Source organism: Kluyvera ascorbata ATCC 33433, from assembly GCF_000735365.1.
Lineage (GTDB): Bacteria > Pseudomonadota > Gammaproteobacteria > Enterobacterales > Enterobacteriaceae > Kluyvera > Kluyvera ascorbata.
In genome coordinates this window covers 1-17,687 of the sequence record NZ_JMPL01000002.1, presented here as the reverse complement: position 1 = coordinate 17,687, position 17,687 = coordinate 1, and the positions used below count along the sequence as shown (strand labels likewise).

Below are 17,687 nucleotides of genomic sequence, written 5' to 3'. Positions count from 1 at the left end.
TGAATGAGCCACTGGTTAATATTATGCACGATGCGTGCCACAATACAAAACAATAAATTAACATAATGATAAATATAGAAAATATACCAATAACCATATTGGTCACTGCTGAGCGGCTTTTAGGCTTTCTGTCGCTAATTAGCAACACCAAAAATCGATTATTAAAAACTATATATAAATCATTAAATTAAATGTCTCCATTTGGCGACACCGCAATACCCTCAATGTCGGGGTTTCCCGACACCCTCGCATCGCCTCGAATGTAGCCCGGCCGAGAAACGCGATGCCGGGAAAGCGCAGAAACAAAAAAGCCCCTCACCATGAGGGGCTTGATACGTTAAGCGTTAGTCTTAGCCAAGCTGCTTACGCGCATTGCGGAAGATACGCATCCACGGGCTGTCCTCGCCCCAGTTTTCCGGGTGCCAGGAGTTGGAGACCGTACGGAACACGCGCTCCGGGTGCGGCATCATAATGGTGACGCGACCGCTTTCGTTGGTCACGGCGGTGATCCCGTTTGGCGAGCCGTTCGGGTTCGCCGGATAAGCTTCGGTAACTTTGCCGAAGTTATCTACGAAGCGCAGTGCCACCAGCCCTTTGCTTTCAAGCTGTGCCAGATGCGCACCGTCGCGAACTTCTACATGGCCTTCACCGTGAGAAACAGCGATTGGCATGCGGGAACCTTCCATACCAGCGAGCAGCAGCGATGGGCTGCTGGCCACTTCCACCAGGCTGAAGCGCGCTTCAAAACGGTCGGACTGGTTACGCACAAAGCGCGGCCACAGGTCGCTGCCTGGGATCAGCTCATGCAGGTTAGACATCATCTGACAGCCGTTACACACGCCCAACGCCAGCGTCTGAGGGCGATGGAAGAAGGTCGCAAACTCATCGCGTACGCGGTTGTTGAACAGGATGGATTTCGCCCAGCCCTCGCCAGCACCGAGTACGTCACCGTAGGAGAAGCCACCGCAGGCCACCAGCGCCTGGAAGTCTGCCAGACCGGTACGTCCTGCCAGCAGGTCGCTCATGTGTACGTCGATGGCATCAAAGCCCGCACGGTGGAAAGCAGCCGCCATCTCAACGTGGGAGTTAACGCCCTGCTCGCGCAGCACCGCCACTTTCGGACGCGCGCCGGTCGCAATGTAAGGCGCCGCCACGTCAGCGTCGATATCAAAGGTGAGCTTCACGTTGAGGCCCGGGTCGTTATCGTTCGCTTTCGCATCGTGTTCCTGGTCGGCACACTCTGGGTTATCACGCAGACGCTGCATCTGCCAGGTGGTTTCAGCCCACCACATACGAAGCGTAGTGCGGCTTTCGCTGAATACCGGCTGACCGTTGGCGGTCAGGGTGAAGCGGTCGCCTTCAACGGCTTTACCGAGGAAGTGTACGCAGTCAGCCAGGCCGTTGGCCGCCAGAATCGCTTCTACCGCTTCACGGTCAACGGCACGAACCTGAATCACCGCGCCCAACTCTTCGTTGAACAGCGCCGCCAGACGATCGTCGCCAAGAGTTGCCACGTCGGCTTCCACGCCGCAATGACCGGCAAAGGCCATCTCGGCAAGCGTCACCAGCAGGCCGCCGTCGGAACGGTCGTGATAGGCCAGCAGCTTACGCTGCGCGACCAGCGACTGAATCGCCTCGTAGAAGCCTTTCAGCTGCGCGACGTCACGCACGTCGGCCGGTTTATCGCCCAGTTGACGGTAAACCTGCGCCAGCGCGGTCGCACCCAGCGCGTTATGACCCTTACCAAGGTCAATCAGCAGCAAGGCGTTGTCTTCGGTGACCAACTGCGGCGTGATGGTGTGACGCACATCTTCAACGCGGGCAAAGGCGGAAATCACCAGCGACAGCGGCGAGGTCATTTCGCGCTGCTCGTTGCCTTCCTGCCAGCGGGTTTTCATCGACATGGAGTCTTTCCCCACCGGAATGGTCAGCCCCAGCTGTGGGCACATCTCTTCGCCGATCGCTTTCACCGCTTCGTACAGACCGGCGTCTTCGCCAGGGTGACCTGCCGCCGACATCCAGTTTGCCGAGAGTTTAATGTGTTTGATGTTGCCAATCTGGGTCGCGGCGATGTTAGTCAGCGCTTCGCCTACCGCCAGACGGGCGGAAGCCGCGAAGTCCAACAGCGCAACGGGCGCACGCTCACCGATAGACATCGCTTCGCCGTAGTAGCTGTCGAGGCTGGCGGTGGTCACCGCGCAGTTGGCTACCGGGATCTGCCACGGGCCGACCATCTGGTCGCGCGCAACCATGCCGGTGACGGTACGGTCGCCGATGGTCACGAGGAAGGTTTTCTCCGCCACGGTTGGCAGGTGCAGCACGCGGTTCACCGCATCGGCAAGCGTAATGTGTTCACGCGCAAGCGCTTCGCCTTTCGCTTTCAGCGTCTGCACGTCGCGGGTCATTTTCGGCGTTTTACCGAGCAGTACGTCGAGCGGCATGTCGATTGGCTGATTGTCGAAGTGGCTGTCACTGAGCGTCAGGTGCTTCTCTTCGGTGGCTTCACCGATGACCGCGTACGGCGCGCGTTCACGCTTACACAGCTCATCGAACAGCGGAAGCTGGTCAGCGGCTACCGCCAGCACGTAGCGTTCCTGGGATTCGTTACACCAGATTTCCAGCGGGCTCATGCCCGGCTCATCGCTCAGGATGTCGCGCAGCTGGAATTTACCGCCGCGTCCGCCGTCGCTCACCAGTTCCGGCATAGCGTTAGACAGGCCGCCCGCGCCCACGTCGTGGATAAACAGAATCGGGTTGGCATCGCCCAGCTGCCAGCAGCGATCGATAACTTCCTGGCAGCGGCGTTCCATTTCCGGGTTGTCGCGCTGTACGGAAGCGAAGTCGAGATCGGCGTCAGACTGGCCGGAAGCCATTGAAGAGGCTGCACCGCCGCCCAAGCCGATGTTCATCGCCGGGCCACCGAGCACGATCAGCTTCGCGCCTACCACGATCTCACCTTTCTGTACGTGATCGGCGCGGATGTTGCCGATCCCACCCGCCAGCATGATCGGCTTGTGATAACCGCGCAGCTCTTCGCCGTTGTGGCTGTTCACTTTTTCTTCGTAGGTACGGAAGTAGCCGGTCAGCGCCGGACGACCAAATTCGTTGTTAAACGCTGCGCCGCCCAGCGGGCCGTCGGTCATGATATCCAGCGCGGTAACAATACGATCCGGTTTGCCGAAATCTTCTTCCCACGGCTGTTCAAAACCAGGAATACGCAGGTTGGAAACGGAGAAGCCCACCAGCCCCGCTTTTGGCTTCGCGCCGCGACCGGTTGCACCTTCATCACGGATTTCCCCGCCAGAGCCGGTTGCCGCGCCCGGCCATGGAGAGATAGCCGTCGGGTGGTTATGGGTTTCTACCTTCATCAGGATATGCGCAGGCTCCTGATGGAAATCGTAGCGTCCGGTTTTGTGGTCGGCAAAGTAGCGGCCGACTTCAGAGCCTTCCATCACCGCGGCGTTGTCTTTATAGGCAGACAGCACGTGATCCGGCGTGGTTTCAAAGGTGTTTTTGATCATCTTAAACAGCGACTTCGGCTGCTGTTTACCGTCGATAATCCAATCGGCGTTAAAAATCTTGTGACGACAATGCTCTGAGTTCGCCTGGGCGAACATGTAGAGCTCGATGTCGTTCGGGTTGCGACCCAGCTTGGTGAACGCATCCTGCAGGTAGTCAATTTCGTCGTCTGCCAGCGCCAGGCCCAGACGAATGTTGGCATCAATCAGCGCCTGACGACCCTGCCCCAGCAGATCCACGCTGGCAACCGGTGCCGGCTGGTGATGGGCAAACAGTTTTTCGGCGTCCTGCAGCGAGTCAAATACGCTCTCCATCATGCGGTCGTGCAGTTCGGCCGCCACCGCGCTCACCTGCTCAACGGTCAGGCTGGCAGCGTCAATGTAGTACGCCACGCCGCGTTCCAGACGCAGAACCTGCGCTAAGCCGCAGTTGTGGGCGATATCGGTAGCTTTTGAAGACCAGGGGGAGATGGTGCCAGGGCGAGGGGTGACGAGCAGCAGTTTACCGGTTGGGTTATGGCTATTGAGGCTTGGGCCATACTGCAACAGTCGCTCAAGTCGCGCTCGCTCTTCTTTATTAAGCGGCGCGTCCAGGTCAGCAAAATGGACATACTCGGCGTAAATATTGCTTACCGGGAGGTTGGCTGCCTGAAACCGCGTCAGCAGTTTGTTAATACGAAATGCAGACAGTGCAGGCGAACCACGCAGAATTTCCATCATAAGTCTCTCGTCTTCTCAGCTTTCAGTGTGCGCAATGGGGGAGAACGGGCGCTATTATAGAGAATCCTGCGCCCCGACGAAACCGTTTGCGTCGAAATAAACGCATCTCTTTTCTTTATCAATAGATGTGACGTATCTCTCGAATAAGTTGCCAACTGGCGCAATGTTAAGCAAAATGCCGCTCATTCTGGAACAACACTTTAGATTATCAGGTTACTTTTCTGGCAACGCAGTGAATTAACTATTTGAAAAAGTTAAAGATTAATTACCTGCTCATTGGCCTGGTTACGCTGCTGCTCGCGGCGGCGCTTTGGCCCTCTATTCCCTGGTTTGGCAAACCAGAGAATCGTATCGCCGCGATTAAAGAGCGGGGGGAGCTGCGCGTCAGTACCGTGCAGTCCCCGCTGACCTACACCACCGTCAATGATAAAGACTACGGGCTTGATTATGAGCTTGCCCAGCAGTTTGCCGACTACCTGGGCGTGAAGCTGAAAGTCACGGTGCGACAAAACATCAGCCAGCTATTTGACGACCTGGACCATGGCGATGCCGATATGCTGGCCGCCGGTCTGGTCTATAACAGCGAGCGCATCAAAAGCTACCAGGCGGGGCCGACATACTATTCGGTTTCCCAGCAGCTGGTTTACCGCGTTGGCAGCACGCGGCCGAAAAATCTTAGCAACGTAACCGCCGACCAGTTGACCATTGCCCCAGGTCAGGTGGTCATCAGCGACCTGCAAAATTTGCAGGCACAGAAATATCCGGACCTCTCCTGGACCGTTGATGAAAAACGCAGTTCAGCCGATCTGATGCAGGCGGTTATCGACGGTAAGCTCGACTACACCATCGCCGACTCCGTGGCTATCGGCCTGTTCCAGCGCGTACATCCGGAGCTCGCGGTGGCCCTTGACGTCACCGACGAACAGCCAGTCACCTGGTTTAGCCTGCAAGATGACGACAACACGCTCTCCGCGGCGATGCTCGACTTCTTCAACAATATTAATGAAGACGGCACCCTTGCCCGCCTGGAAGAGAAGTACCTCGGCCACGGCGACGATTTCGACTATGTCGATACCCGCTCGTTCCTGCGCGCGGTCGATAGCGTACTGCCAGACCTGCAGCCGCTATTTGAGAAGTACGCGAGCGAAATCGACTGGAAGCTGCTCGCCGCCATCTCCTACCAGGAATCACATTGGGACCCGCTTGCCACCTCTCCTACCGGCGTGCGCGGCCTGATGATGCTGACCAAAAATACCGCGCAGAGTCTTGGACTGAGCGACCGTACCGATGCCGAGCAGAGCATCAGCGGCGGGATGCGCTATCTACAGGATATGATGAGCAAAGTGCCGGACAGCGTGCCGCAGGATGAAAAAATCTGGTTTGCGCTGGCGGCTTATAACATGGGCTATGCGCATATGCTCGATGCCCGCGCGCTGACGGCGAAGCAGAAAGGCAATCCGGATAGCTGGGCCGACGTCAAACAGCGGCTTCCGCTGCTCAGCCAGAAACCCTGGTACAGCAAGCTCACCTACGGCTACGCCCGCGGGCACGAGGCCTATGCCTATGTGGAAAACATCCGTAAGTACCAGATAAGCCTGGTGGGCTATTTGCAGGAAAAAGAGAAGAAAGCGACGGAAGAGATGGCGATAGCGGAAGCCTATCCGGCGGTATCGCCACATGAGTTACAGCACAGCGAAAACGACACGGGCATTTTTTCGTTCCTGCGCCGGGGCGATCGCAATAACAGCGATTCACCGCTGCTACGCTTCACCTCGAAAAACTAGCTGCCCTTCTCCGCCTGCCTGAGCGCCTTTTGCTGTTGGCGACGATGGCGGAAGAAGTCGCTAAGCATCGCTGAGCATTCCTCAGCCAGCACCCCTTCGGTTATCTCTACCCGGTGGTTCATTCCCGGATGATGCAGCACGTCGATTAACGACCCTGCCGCGCCGGTTTTGGCATCACGCGCGCCGAAGACCAGATTACCGATACGCCCATGCACCATCGCACCGGCACACATCACGCAGGGTTCCAGCGTCACATACAGCGTAGTATCAATCAGACGGTAGTTTTGCAGCACCAGTCCTCCCTGGCGCAGCGCCATGATTTCCGCATGCGCAGTAGGATCATGACGGCCAATCGGGCGGTTCCACCCTTCACCTATCACCTGATTGTTATGCACCAGCACAGCCCCCACCGGTACTTCCCCCTCGTCCCAGGCTCGTTGGGCAAGCACAAGCGCATGGCGCATCCAGTATTCATGATTCAGTTCAATGTCGGACAACGTGGGGACTCCAGATGATAAAACGCGGCGCATTATACACAAATTCCGCCAAAGCGCAGCGCTGACTATTCCAGTTGCTCCAGCTCGCCGTGAGAAGTCACCCGCCAGCGATGCTCGCAGAAAAAGAGTAGCGGGTTATCCTGCTTGCTGTCGCTGTAGCCGCTGTATAAACGCAGCGGCGCGCCGAGGCGCTGTTCAAGCTGCACCACTTTTTCATGCCCCAGACAGCGTACCGATAACACTCGGCCGCCGAAGGCCCGACGCATCTGGCTGCCAATCAGGTTCACCTGCGTCATCCAACGCGCATCCACATATGCGCGCTCTACCAGCGTTTGGGGGGAGCCGGTGATAAGCCAGACGTCGACATCCTGATGCTGGAGGTAGCTATCCAGCCGCTGCTGAACCGCGGGAAAAGGCGTGACGGCAGCGCGAAACCTGACGATAAAGCTGGCCTCCAGCGCCTTTAGCGTGGTCTCACGACGGCCGAAAGTGCATGCCCACAGCAACACGCTCACCGGCCAGCGCGCCGCGCGGCCTTTCACCAGCATCGCCGCGCCAATAATCGGCAGCAAAGGGAGCACCAGCAGCGTATTCAGCGGTAATCGGCGCAGCAGATATCGTAAAAAAGCACCGAACAGATCCTGCTGGTGCAGCGTGCCATCAAGGTCAAAAAACACCACGCGGCGAACGTGATTAGCCAAATGCAACTCCTGTCAGTTCCTGACGTTCCAGATTACAGACTATCAGAGAACCCTCTGACTTTCGCCACCGGGCGCGTTTGATAAAAATAGCGACGTTTTTACAAACACATAGCACATTTAATTCGATATATTCCGTTATAATAGAATACAAAATTCTTGCAAACGAGCAGAATGGTGGCCTGGCACGTCGTGCTCATTGTGCCCGTGAGGTTATTATGAATTGTTTACTCAGTATTCGTCAGCGTTATCCCCAGCTGGCGCAAAGCGATAGAAAGCTCGCCGATTTTATTCTGGCGCAGCCTGATTTAGCGCGGCATTTAAGCTCGCAGCAGCTCGCCAGCCAGTCTGGCGTCAGCCAATCTAGCGTGGTGAAGTTCGCCCAGAAGCTCGGCTTTAAAGGCTTTCCCGCGCTTAAACTCGCACTGAGCGAAGCCCTCGCCAGCAACGCGAATCCGCATTCCGTGCCGGTTCATAACCAGATCTGCGGTGATGACCCCCTGCGTCTCGTCGGTGAGAAACTGATTAAAGACAACGTGGCGGCGATGCACGCTTCGCTCGATGTCAACACTGAAGACAAGCTGCTGGAGACAGTCAATCTGCTGCGCAACGCGCGTCGCATTGTCCTGACGGGGATCGGCGCCTCCGGCCTGGTTGCGCGTAACTTTAGCTGGAAGCTGATGAAAATCGGTCTGAACGCCGTTTCCGAGCAGGATATGCACGCCCTGCTGGCTACCGTTCAGGCGATGACTCAGGATGATTTGCTGCTGGCTATCTCTTACTCCGGTGCGCGTCGTGAAATTAATCTCGCCGCCGATGAGATGCTGCGTGTCGGTGGCAAGGTGGTGGCTATCACCGGCTTTTCGCCCAATGCCCTTCAGCAGCGTGCGACACACTGTCTGTATACCATTGCCGAAGAGCAAGCCACCCGCAGCGCGGCTATCTCTTCGACCAGCGCGCAGATGATGCTGACCGACCTGCTGTTTATGGGACTGGTACAGCAGGACCTGGAAAACGCGCCGGAGCGTATTCGCCATAGCGAAGCGCTGGTGAAAAAGCTGGTTTGATCGCCGGTGCTATTACCACAGAAAAGGTATGGCCTAGGCGGAAAATGAGCGTATAATGCGCGCCCTGTTTATTTCGTTTCTGAGAATGTCCTGATGGCGCTGTTAATCACCAAAAAATGTATCAACTGCGATATGTGCGAACCGGAATGCCCGAACGAGGCGATTTCGATGGGTGATAGCATCTATGAGATCAACAGCGATCGCTGCACCGAGTGCATTGGCCATTACGACACGCCAACCTGTCAGAAAGTGTGCCCGATCCCAAATACCATTCTCAAGGATCCGGCACATGCAGAAAGCGAAGAGCAGCTGTGGGATAAATTCGTCCAGATGCATCACGCGGACAAGATCTAGCTTTCGATAATCACCGTTGCGCAGGCGTAGTGACGCTCATCGGCGAGCGTCACATGCATATGCGCCACGCCCATTCGCTCTGCCAGCAGCTTTGCCTCACCCCATAACCGCAGCTTCGGTTTACCCATCTCATCGTTGTAAACTTCAAACTGGTTAAACGCCAGGCCGTTACGAATACCGGTACCCAGCGCTTTTGAGGCCGCTTCTTTGACTGCAAAGCGCTTCGCCAGAAAACGCACCGGCTGCTGGTGCGTCTCCCAGATGGCCCATTCGTTATCGCTGAGCACGCGGCGTGCAAGGCGATCGCCGCTACGGGCAATGACCCCTTCAATACGGGCGATTTCGACGATATCGGTACCGAGCCCCAGAATCGCCATTACGCGCGCGCTTCCAGCATCAGGCGTTTCATCTCGGCAACCGCCTCTTTCAGGCCGGTCATTACCGCACGACCAATAATCGCATGGCCGATATTCAGTTCGTGCATTTCCGGCAGCGCAGCAACGGCTTTAACGTTGTGGTAGGTCAGGCCGTGACCCGCATTCACCTTCAGCCCCAGGCTGGCTGCATAGGTCGCCGCTTTCGCAATGCGCTCAAGCTCTTTAGCCTGTTCCGCATCGGTGGTGGCATCGGCATAGCAGCCGGTATGGATTTCGATATACGGCGCGCCAACGTCGGCAGCGGCTTTAATTTGTGCGTTATCGGCATCGATAAACAGCGACACCAGAATACCGGCGTCGGCCAGGCGTTTGCAGGCATCGCGCATTTTGTCGAGCTGACCGGCAACGTCCAGACCGCCTTCGGTGGTCACTTCCTGACGTTTTTCCGGCACCAGGCAGCAGAAATGCGGTTTGGTTTCGCAGGCGATGGTCAGCATCTCTTCGGTAACGGCCATCTCCAGGTTCATGCGGGTGTCCAGCGTCTGACGCAGAATGCGCACGTCGCGGTCGGTGATGTGGCGACGATCTTCACGTAAATGCACGGTGATGCCATCTGCACCGGCCTGCTCGGCGATAAATGCCGCCTGAACCGGATCGGGATAGGCGGTGCCGCGCGCGTTACGCAGGGTGGCAATGTGGTCAATATTGACGCCTAACAGTAATTCAGCCATGACAATCCTCGTGTCTTTATTTTTAACGTTCATTTCCCCTCACCCCAGCAACCCGCCCACAGGGCGAGGGAAAAACGGGATGAGTGCAATCAGGGTTACCGCTTGGGGACAAACTGGCGAAATAGCTCGCGGCTCTTAAGCGGTTTGCCACCAAGATACGGCTTCAGTGCCATACGGGTAAAGCGTTTCGCGGCGCGCAGCGAGTCCACATCAGGAAATTCGCGGCTCTCCAGCGCCTTCAAATGGCGCCCGGTAAAGGTGTTGTTGTCGATAACCACGCTCGCGATAAAACCTTTTTCTTCACGGTAGCGGTAGGTCATGGTGTCATCGACCTCATCGCCGCTCCCGGCACAGTGCAGAAAATCGACGCCATAGCCCAGATGCCCCAGCAGCGCTAACTCAAAGCGGCGCAGCGCGGGTTCTGGCGAGCCCGTCGCACCGGCCAGCGCCTGGATGCAATACAGGTAATCGAAGAAGAGTTCAGAGAAGCGGGTTTCGTGCTCCAGCACGCGGGAGAGCAGCTCGTTGACGTACAGGCCGCTGTAAAGCGTGATGCCGCTTAAGGGAAGTGCAAGAGAGACGGCTTCCGCGCTACGCAGCGTTTTGACTTCGCCGCGCCCGCCAAAGCGAACTAATAAGGGGGTAAAGGGCTGAAGCGCACCTTTAAGGTTGGAACGTTTGGAACGTGCGCCTTTAGCCACAAGGCGCACGCGACCCGACTCTTCCGTGAAGACGTCCAGTATTAGACTGGTTTCGCTCCAGGGACGACTATGCAGGACAAATGCGCGCTGCCAGCCTTCCATCGGGGGTTATTCTCAGAGATCGTCGGTATAACCGAGACTGCGCAGTGCGCGTTCGTCGTCGGCCCAGCCAGATTTCACTTTCACCCACAGCTCAAGGTGAACAGGCGCTTCGAACATCTCCTGCATGTCCTTACGGGCTTCGATACCGATGGTTTTAATCTTGGAACCTTTGTTACCAATAACCATCTTCTTCTGCCCTTCACGCTCAACCAGAATCAGGCCGTTAACGTCGTATCCGCCGCGCTCGTTAGAGACGAAGCGTTCGATTTCAACGGTGACTGAATAAGGCAGTTCTGCCCCCAGGAAACGCATCAGTTTTTCACGGATGATTTCAGAGGCCATAAAGCGCTGTGAACGGTCAGTGATGTAGTCTTCCGGGAAGTGGTGAATAGCTTCCGGCAGGTGCTTACGCACGATACCAGCGATGGTGTCCACATTCAGACCGGTCTCTGCAGACATCGGTACGATATCGAGGAAGTCCATCTGGCTGCCGAGGAACTGCAGGTGCGGCAGCAGATCCGCTTTCTCCTGCACGTTATCGACTTTGTTCACTGCCAGAATCACCGGCGCTTTACCGCCGCGCAGTTTGTTCAGCACCATCTCGTCGTCAGGCGTCCAGCGGGTACCTTCAACCACGAAAATGATCAGCTCAACGTCACCGATAGAGCTGCTCGCCGCTTTGTTCATCAGACGGTTGATTGCACGCTTCTCTTCCATGTGCAGACCCGGGGTATCAACGTAGATAGCCTGGTACGCACCTTCGGTATGAATACCGACAATACGGTGACGCGTGGTTTGCGCTTTACGAGACGTGATGGAGATCTTCTGCCCCAGCAGTTCGTTCAGCAGCGTGGATTTGCCAACGTTCGGACGACCGACGATGGCAACAAATCCGCAGTAAGTTTTTTCTTCGCTCATTCCAGCTCCAGCTTTTTCAACGCCTGTTCGGCGGCAGCCTGTTCCGCCTTGCGACGACTGGAACCTGTGCCGACCACCGGTTCACTCAGGCCGCTAACCTGGCAGTGGATAGTAAATTCTTGATCGTGTGCTTCCCCGCGCACCTGAACCACCAGATAAGACGGCAGCGGCAGGTGACGGCCTTGCAGATACTCCTGCAAGCGTGTTTTTGGATCTTTTTGTTTATCACCTGGGCTGATTTCGTCCAGACGTGTCTGGTACCAGGAGAGGATCAGTTGTTCAACGGTTTGAATATCACTGTCGAGGAACACCCCGCCAATTAACGCTTCAACCGTATCCGCCAGAATAGATTCCCGACGGAAGCCGCCGCTTTTCAGCTCACCCGGCCCTAAGCGCAGGCATTCGCCCAGCTCAAATTCACGAGCGATTTCCGCCAGCGTATTGCCGCGAACCAGCGTCGCACGCATACGACTCATATCGCCTTCATCCACGCGTGGGAAGCGGTGATAGAGCGCGTTCGCGATCACATAGCTTAAAATTGAATCGCCCAAAAACTCTAAGCGTTCGTTGTGCTTGCTGCTGGCACTGCGGTGCGTTAATGCCTGTTGCAACAGTTCCTGATGAACAAAAGTGTAGCCCAGCTTTCGTTGAAGCCGATTAATTACGATGGGGTTCATGCGATACCAAATAAATAAATGCGTCAAAAATGCAGCACACGAAACAGACCTGAAGGAAACCAATGCGGTTTCGTGTGCCGTGTCCCTGATAAGAGACATCCGAAACTTCGGGGGGATATTCTATACGCAACGACAAGGGATGTCGTTAGTTTGAATGGATTAAAACACGAAATAATTCACGCGGCGACTATTCAGCCACCGCGTGAAGTCAGGCTAAGAATTAATGGATCCCACCGATGCGGCTTAAACGCACGCCGGTTGGCCATTGACCCTCTTGTTTTTCAAAGCTCATCCAGATGGCGGTCGCTTTACCCACCAGGTTCGCTTCCGGCACAAAGCCCCAGTAACGGCTGTCCGCGCTGTTATCGCGGTTGTCACCCATCATGAAGTAGTGGCCCGGTGGCACTATCCAGGTTGCCAGCGGCAAACCGGACTGGCGGTAATACATGCCGACCTGATCCTGCGCGATTGGCACGGTCAGGATACGGTGATTCACATCGCCCAGCGTTTCCTGGCGCTGCGTCAGGCGTACGCCATCCGCTTTGCTTTCGCCCTGCGGCATCTCAAAGAAGCCGCTGGTCGCTTCGCCGCCGTTGCTGCGGGAGAAGGTCTGGACGAAATCGCTCGGTTCAACGTTGGAGTAGGTCACCGGCAGCGCGCTGCCGCACGCCTGACCGGAGCTGCATCCTGGCTGAATGGTGACCTGCTTGGCGATCGGATCGTAGGTGACTTTATCCCCAGGCAGACCCACGGCACGCTTGATGTAATCAAGGCGCGGATCTTCCGGGTATTTGAACACCACAATGTCGCCACGTTTCGGATGACCGGTTTCAATCAGCGTCTTCTGGTAGATAGGATCTTTAATCCCGTAGGCGAATTTCTCCACCAGGATAAAGTCACCAATCAGCAGCGTTGGCATCATCGAACCAGACGGGATCTGGAACGGTTCATAGATAAATGAACGCACGATCAACACGATGGCCAGCACCGGGAAGACCGACGCGCCGGTTTCCAGCCAGCCCGGTTTCGGGCCAACTTTCTTCAGCGTCTTTTTATCCAGCGCTTCGCCAGTGGCAACCTGTGCTGCTGCCTGACGTTCCCGACGCTTGGGCGCGAAGATAAACTTATCAACGCACCACAAAAGGCCCGTTACCAGTGTGGCAATCACCAGAATCAGGGCAAACATGTTCGCCATGCCAACTCCTTAGAGATTATTTATTGTCTTTACCGACATGCAGAATGGCGAGGAAGGCTTCCTGCGGCAGTTCGACGTTACCGATCTGCTTCATTCGCTTTTTACCCTCTTTCTGTTTTTGCAGCAGCTTTTTCTTACGGCTGATATCGCCACCGTAGCATTTCGCCAGAACGTTTTTACGCAGCTGCTTAACGGTTGAACGCGCGATAATGTGCGTGCCGATGGCCGCCTGAATCGCGATATCAAACTGCTGACGCGGGATCAGATCTTTCATCTTCTCAACCAGTTCACGGCCACGGCTCTGAGAGTTATCGCGGTGCGTGATCAGCGCCAGTGCATCGACGCGCTCGTTGTTGATAAGAACATCAACGCGAACCATGTCAGACGCCTGGAAGCGTTTGAAGTTGTAGTCCAGCGACGCATAGCCACGGGAGGTAGACTTCAGACGGTCGAAGAAGTCGAGTACCACTTCCGCCATTGGGATTTCATAGGTCAGCGCGACCTGGTTACCGTGGTAAACCATGTTGGTCTGCACGCCACGCTTCTCAATACACAGCGTAATCACGTTGCCGAGGTAAGCCTGCGGCAGCAGCATGTGACATTCCGCGATTGGCTCACGCAGTTCATAGATGTTATTCAGCGGCGGCAGCTTGGAAGGGCTATCAACGTAGATAGTTTCTTTGCCCGTGGTTTCCACTTCATACACTACGGTAGGCGCGGTGGTGATCAGATCCAGATCGTATTCACGTTCCAGACGTTCCTGAATGATTTCCATGTGCAGCAGGCCGAGGAAGCCGCAGCGGAAGCCGAAGCCCAGCGCCGTAGAGCTTTCTGGCTCATAGAACAGGGAAGCATCGTTCAGGCTCAGCTTGCCGAGCGCATCACGGAAGTTTTCGTAATCGTCAGAGCTGACCGGGAACAGGCCGGCGTAAACCTGAGGTTTCACCTTTTTAAAGCCCGGCAGCGCTTTATCCGCTGGGTTACGCGATGTCGTTAAGGTATCCCCTACCGGCGCGCCCAGGATGTCTTTGATTGCACAAACCAGCCAACCTACCTCGCCGCATTTCAGCTCGGTACGGTCAACCTGTTTCGGCGTGAAGATACCCAGACGGTCTGCGTTGTAGACCTGACCGGTACTCATCACCTTAATTTTGTCGCCTTTACGCATGGTGCCGTTTTTAATACGCACCAGCGATACCACGCCCAGGTAGTTATCGAACCAGGAGTCGATAATCAGCGCCTGCAGCGGGCCTTCCGGGTCACCTTCCGGCGGTGGAATATCGCGCACCAGACGCTCCAGCACGTCGGTCACGCCCACGCCGGTTTTCGCCGAGCAGCGTACCGCGTCGGTGGCGTCGATGCCGACGATATCTTCAATCTCTTCCGCTACGCGCTCTGGATCGGCGGCTGGCAGGTCGATTTTATTCAGAACCGGAACCACTTCCAGATCCATTTCCATGGCGGTGTAGCAGTTCGCCAGCGTCTGCGCTTCTACGCCCTGCCCGGCGTCAACCACCAGCAGCGCGCCTTCACAGGCCGCGAGGGAACGGGAAACTTCATAGGAGAAGTCGACGTGGCCTGGGGTGTCGATAAAGTTCAGCTGATAGGTTTCCCCGTCGGCTGATTTAAAGTCCAGCGTCACGCTCTGCGCTTTGATGGTAATGCCACGTTCGCGTTCCAGATCCATTGAATCCAGAACCTGGGCTTCCATTTCGCGGTCGGAAAGGCCACCACAAATCTGAATAATGCGGTCAGACAGCGTCGATTTACCGTGGTCGATATGTGCAATGATTGAAAAGTTACGTATGTTCTTCATAAATAAGGATTTTTTAACCCTGTTGCGTCTCGTTTTTTATTTAATGGACACATCGGTGGACACATTGGAAAACCTACCTGTCCGTGCATTGGCGTGCATCTTACACTGTAGCGCGTCAATCGTCAGCATGCGATCCGATGATTAACAGATGCCGTTACACCTATTACCTTCGTTTACATTGGAGGGGATTTTAAAGCGGATATTCTCAGGCTGTTTGCTGAAATGGATATTTACCCTATACACTCTTTCCAGTGCCATGGCATGAACACCTGGCCCGCAGCAACCTGCGCTTGCATACCACAGGTTGCTGCAACTTACCCCCGAGCACATTTGCTGGTCACTACCACATCCGTAACGCCTTTTGCTGCTACTTTCAACGCCCGGTTAAACGCAATAACGGTTACAGGCTTACCCTGATACTTGACCCTGTTAGAGTGGCTCTGAAAAATATAAATATCATCGGGATATTTTTCTCTGCGTCTCTGTATGAGCTCGCAAATCAGAGGGGGAGCCTCTACCTGAACACTCTTAAATCTCGCCCCCTTTTCGAGATTCAGATATTTTCCGTCAAAGTTTCTATGCTTGAGATTGATAACCTGGCCAACACTAAGTGGCACCAGGCAAAGAAAAACCCATAAATCTGACCATGTATCACTGATATCTTTTAGCTTATGGGATATTAGCGCTATTTCTTTGATGGTGAATTGGCTCATTTTCCAGGCTGCTACTTTTTTGTTCTAAATCCGCAATGACTTATAACATATATTACATCGATTAGTTACATTTCACCCCTATGTCAAATGGTGGGTCGCTTTCAGATATACGTTCCACCATTGCCTCAAAAATTACTTTTCGACTATGACCGATTCAGCATATTGGCGTTTATCAACTCGCGGTGGATATCACCTGGTTTCCCTCAGTGCGAAAGCATGGGGAAAGCCATTATGATGGCGGTTCGGCAGAGTAAAGCGCTGTGGCGTTAATTTTCCGGACGCGGCGGCCACTCAATTTCCGGTGCCGCGTCCAGATCTAGCGCATCAAGTTTCTTCACATACGCCCGCCACAACTTCAGCTTAGCCAGGTCATCATCAGTAATGTCACCCAATTGTAGGTCCAGAACCCATCCGGCCATGATCCGGTTAGCTTCTTCCTTCAACTGCTCACGCAACGCTACAGAATCAGCCACATCATCAGCATGAGTTCTGATATATGGCGCATCAACAACCCACTCACCAGTGAAGCGGTTGTATGTCATTGCCCCCCCGGCAAAACCATCCGCAACGATTGCCGGGTAATTCAGGCCGCCGAACGCCGATGCGCTGGTGCTCCAGTCGCGGTTGTTTTTCTGGCTTACATAGATAGTCTTCATGCTGTGATTTTCCATACAAAAATACGGATTGGGGAAGGTGTTGCATAGGTAACAACCACCGGCGTTGGACCGTTGGTATACCCGCTGACTACTGATGTATCCATGAGTCGATGCTGTGCAATTCGAAAGATTAATCCCTCACCTTCCGAATAAATGCACCTAGCACCTGCAATGTTAGTGCTACTAAAATACTGCCATTGCAGTGTTACCCATTTTTGCGTATCAGCACGGAATGCCTGTACATCACAGAATACCGGCGTGTTATTCCCAAAAGGATTTTCAATTAGTTGCCCTGTATTCATTGCAGGGGTGCCATCAAGAGCGATGACAGCAAAATCGATACGAGAATTGGTGGCGATAATTTTTGCCAACAGTTCGGCATCACCAGCCGCTATCTGCGTAGCCAGTGCAAGAGCGTCAATGCTGCCACCATTTGTTGCTTTAGCGGCGTAGCGAACTGTCCAGCACCCCATGTGGCGGTTAGGACGAACTTCCGTTACACCATCCTTATACATCTCATTGGACAACCCGGCTTCAAACAGTAATGGAACGCCTGTAGTGGCTGCACCAGCGCTTAATACGTTAGCCGGAGGGCTAGTTCCTTCTCTGTCACCGAGTTTAAAAGCACCATCAACCACGCCATCATTTCTGATTGCCGCCGCTGTGCTCATATTTCTGTATACAGTCCCTTTGATATTCGGCAATTCAGAAGTGCCCATCTTTCCGCTGTTTGCCGCATCGCCACTATCACCGACTTTAACCGGAATCTTTAAAGACCCTGGCTGAACGCCGTTATCATCCGGCAGGCGCATTTTCCCCGGCGAGGACTCCAGTACATAACAACCGCGATTAAGCGGATCCGCCTGCCATTCTGCTTCGGTGCATGTAGGCAGCTTACCGGCGACCGCTTTTGCATACAGATCCGCAAAGATACCGGTCTGGTCAACTTCCTGCCCGTCGCGTGGCGCTGTGCCTGGCTCCAGCGCGGTGCGCATTTCCTGCCAGTCAATCTGGCCCAGATAGCCAGGCAGCATGTCAGCGATTTCTTCTCTCGAGAACACATCCAGATTCTGGCGCGCTGCTGGCTTGTCTGTCAGGTCATCCAGGTTGTTGGCATTCTGCAGCAGGTTTTCAGGTTGAACGGTGGCGGCGGCCCGTTCTGC

15 protein-coding genes and 1 pseudogene are annotated in these 17,687 nt (G+C 55.1%); 3 read left to right on the top strand and 13 right to left on the bottom strand.

The annotated features are described in order from the left end of the window. Nucleotides 1-350: 350 nt before the first annotated feature. The gene (purL, locus tag GKAS_RS00755) at nucleotides 351-4,238 is read right to left on the bottom strand and encodes a phosphoribosylformylglycinamidine synthase (protein ID WP_035891325.1); all 3,888 of its coding nucleotides are present in this window, start codon (nucleotides 4,236-4,238) and stop codon (nucleotides 351-353) included. A gap of 245 nt (nucleotides 4,239-4,483) precedes the next feature. On the opposite strand from purL, the gene mltF reads away from it, so the two are divergent. Beyond that, nucleotides 4,484-6,022: a membrane-bound lytic murein transglycosylase MltF gene (mltF, locus tag GKAS_RS00750; protein WP_035891317.1), complete on the top strand. Its 1,539-nt coding sequence runs from the start codon at nucleotides 4,484-4,486 to the stop codon at nucleotides 6,020-6,022. On the opposite strand, the gene tadA is transcribed toward mltF, so the two are convergent. Beyond that, nucleotides 6,019-6,552: a tRNA adenosine(34) deaminase TadA gene (gene tadA / locus GKAS_RS00745; RefSeq protein WP_072011316.1), complete on the bottom strand. Its 534-nt coding sequence runs from the start codon at nucleotides 6,550-6,552 to the stop codon at nucleotides 6,019-6,021. The two genes, mltF and tadA, sit on opposite strands and share 4 nt — an antisense overlap. A gap of 32 nt (nucleotides 6,553-6,584) precedes the next feature. Beyond that, nucleotides 6,585-7,220 carry a phosphatidylglycerophosphatase C gene (gene yfhb / locus GKAS_RS00740; protein WP_035891313.1) on the bottom strand — a complete coding sequence of 212 codons (636 nt, stop codon included), beginning with the start codon at nucleotides 7,218-7,220 and terminating at the stop codon, nucleotides 6,585-6,587. A gap of 215 nt (nucleotides 7,221-7,435) precedes the next feature. Between yfhb and GKAS_RS00735 the strand changes: the two genes are divergently transcribed. Then, nucleotides 7,436-8,284, top strand: coding sequence for a MurR/RpiR family transcriptional regulator (locus GKAS_RS00735; RefSeq protein ID WP_035891310.1), 849 nt, complete (start codon nucleotides 7,436-7,438; stop codon nucleotides 8,282-8,284). Nucleotides 8,285-8,377: 93 nt separating this feature from the next. Next, nucleotides 8,378-8,638, top strand: a complete 261-nt coding sequence (locus GKAS_RS00730; protein WP_035891308.1) for a YfhL family 4Fe-4S dicluster ferredoxin — start codon at nucleotides 8,378-8,380, stop codon at nucleotides 8,636-8,638. Here GKAS_RS00730 and acpS read toward each other — a convergent pair. From acpS to GKAS_RS25055, 10 genes and pseudogenes are all read right to left on the bottom strand, one after another. Then, nucleotides 8,635-9,015 carry a holo-ACP synthase gene (gene acpS / locus GKAS_RS00725; RefSeq protein WP_035891303.1) on the bottom strand — a complete coding sequence of 127 codons (381 nt, stop codon included), beginning with the start codon at nucleotides 9,013-9,015 and terminating at the stop codon, nucleotides 8,635-8,637. The two genes, GKAS_RS00730 and acpS, sit on opposite strands and share 4 nt — an antisense overlap. Then, the gene (pdxJ, locus tag GKAS_RS00720) at nucleotides 9,015-9,746 is read right to left on the bottom strand and encodes a pyridoxine 5'-phosphate synthase (protein WP_035891302.1); all 732 of its coding nucleotides are present in this window, start codon (nucleotides 9,744-9,746) and stop codon (nucleotides 9,015-9,017) included. Before pdxJ ends, acpS begins: the two co-directional genes overlap by 1 nt. Before the next feature lie 95 nt (nucleotides 9,747-9,841). After that, a complete protein-coding gene (gene recO, locus GKAS_RS00715) occupies nucleotides 9,842-10,549 on the bottom strand; it encodes a DNA repair protein RecO (RefSeq protein WP_035891300.1) in 708 nt (235 codons plus the stop codon). Nucleotides 10,550-10,561: 12 nt separating this feature from the next. Continuing rightward, complete coding sequence (era, locus tag GKAS_RS00710; RefSeq protein ID WP_035891297.1) at nucleotides 10,562-11,467, bottom strand: GTPase Era; 906 nt, start codon at nucleotides 11,465-11,467, stop codon at nucleotides 10,562-10,564. Further along, complete coding sequence (rnc, locus tag GKAS_RS00705; protein ID WP_035891295.1) at nucleotides 11,464-12,144, bottom strand: ribonuclease III; 681 nt, start codon at nucleotides 12,142-12,144, stop codon at nucleotides 11,464-11,466. Before rnc ends, era begins: the two co-directional genes overlap by 4 nt. A gap of 220 nt (nucleotides 12,145-12,364) precedes the next feature. After that, nucleotides 12,365-13,339, bottom strand: coding sequence for a signal peptidase I (gene lepB, locus GKAS_RS00700; RefSeq protein WP_035891294.1), 975 nt, complete (start codon nucleotides 13,337-13,339; stop codon nucleotides 12,365-12,367). Between the two features lie 16 nt (nucleotides 13,340-13,355). After that, complete coding sequence (lepA, locus tag GKAS_RS00695) at nucleotides 13,356-15,155, bottom strand: translation elongation factor 4 (protein WP_035891292.1); 1,800 nt, start codon at nucleotides 15,153-15,155, stop codon at nucleotides 13,356-13,358. A gap of 314 nt (nucleotides 15,156-15,469) precedes the next feature. Then, entirely contained in the window at nucleotides 15,470-15,868 is a 399-nt protein-coding gene (locus GKAS_RS00690) for a hypothetical protein (RefSeq protein ID WP_035891290.1), read from the bottom strand. A 266-nt stretch (nucleotides 15,869-16,134) separates the two neighbouring features. Then, complete coding sequence (locus GKAS_RS00685) at nucleotides 16,135-16,524, bottom strand: tail fiber assembly protein (protein ID WP_035891288.1); 390 nt, start codon at nucleotides 16,522-16,524, stop codon at nucleotides 16,135-16,137. Further along, nucleotides 16,521-17,687 (bottom strand): annotated as a pseudogene (locus tag GKAS_RS25055) (hypothetical protein); the annotation flags it as partial. The gene GKAS_RS00685 and the pseudogene GKAS_RS25055, both read right to left, overlap by 4 nt.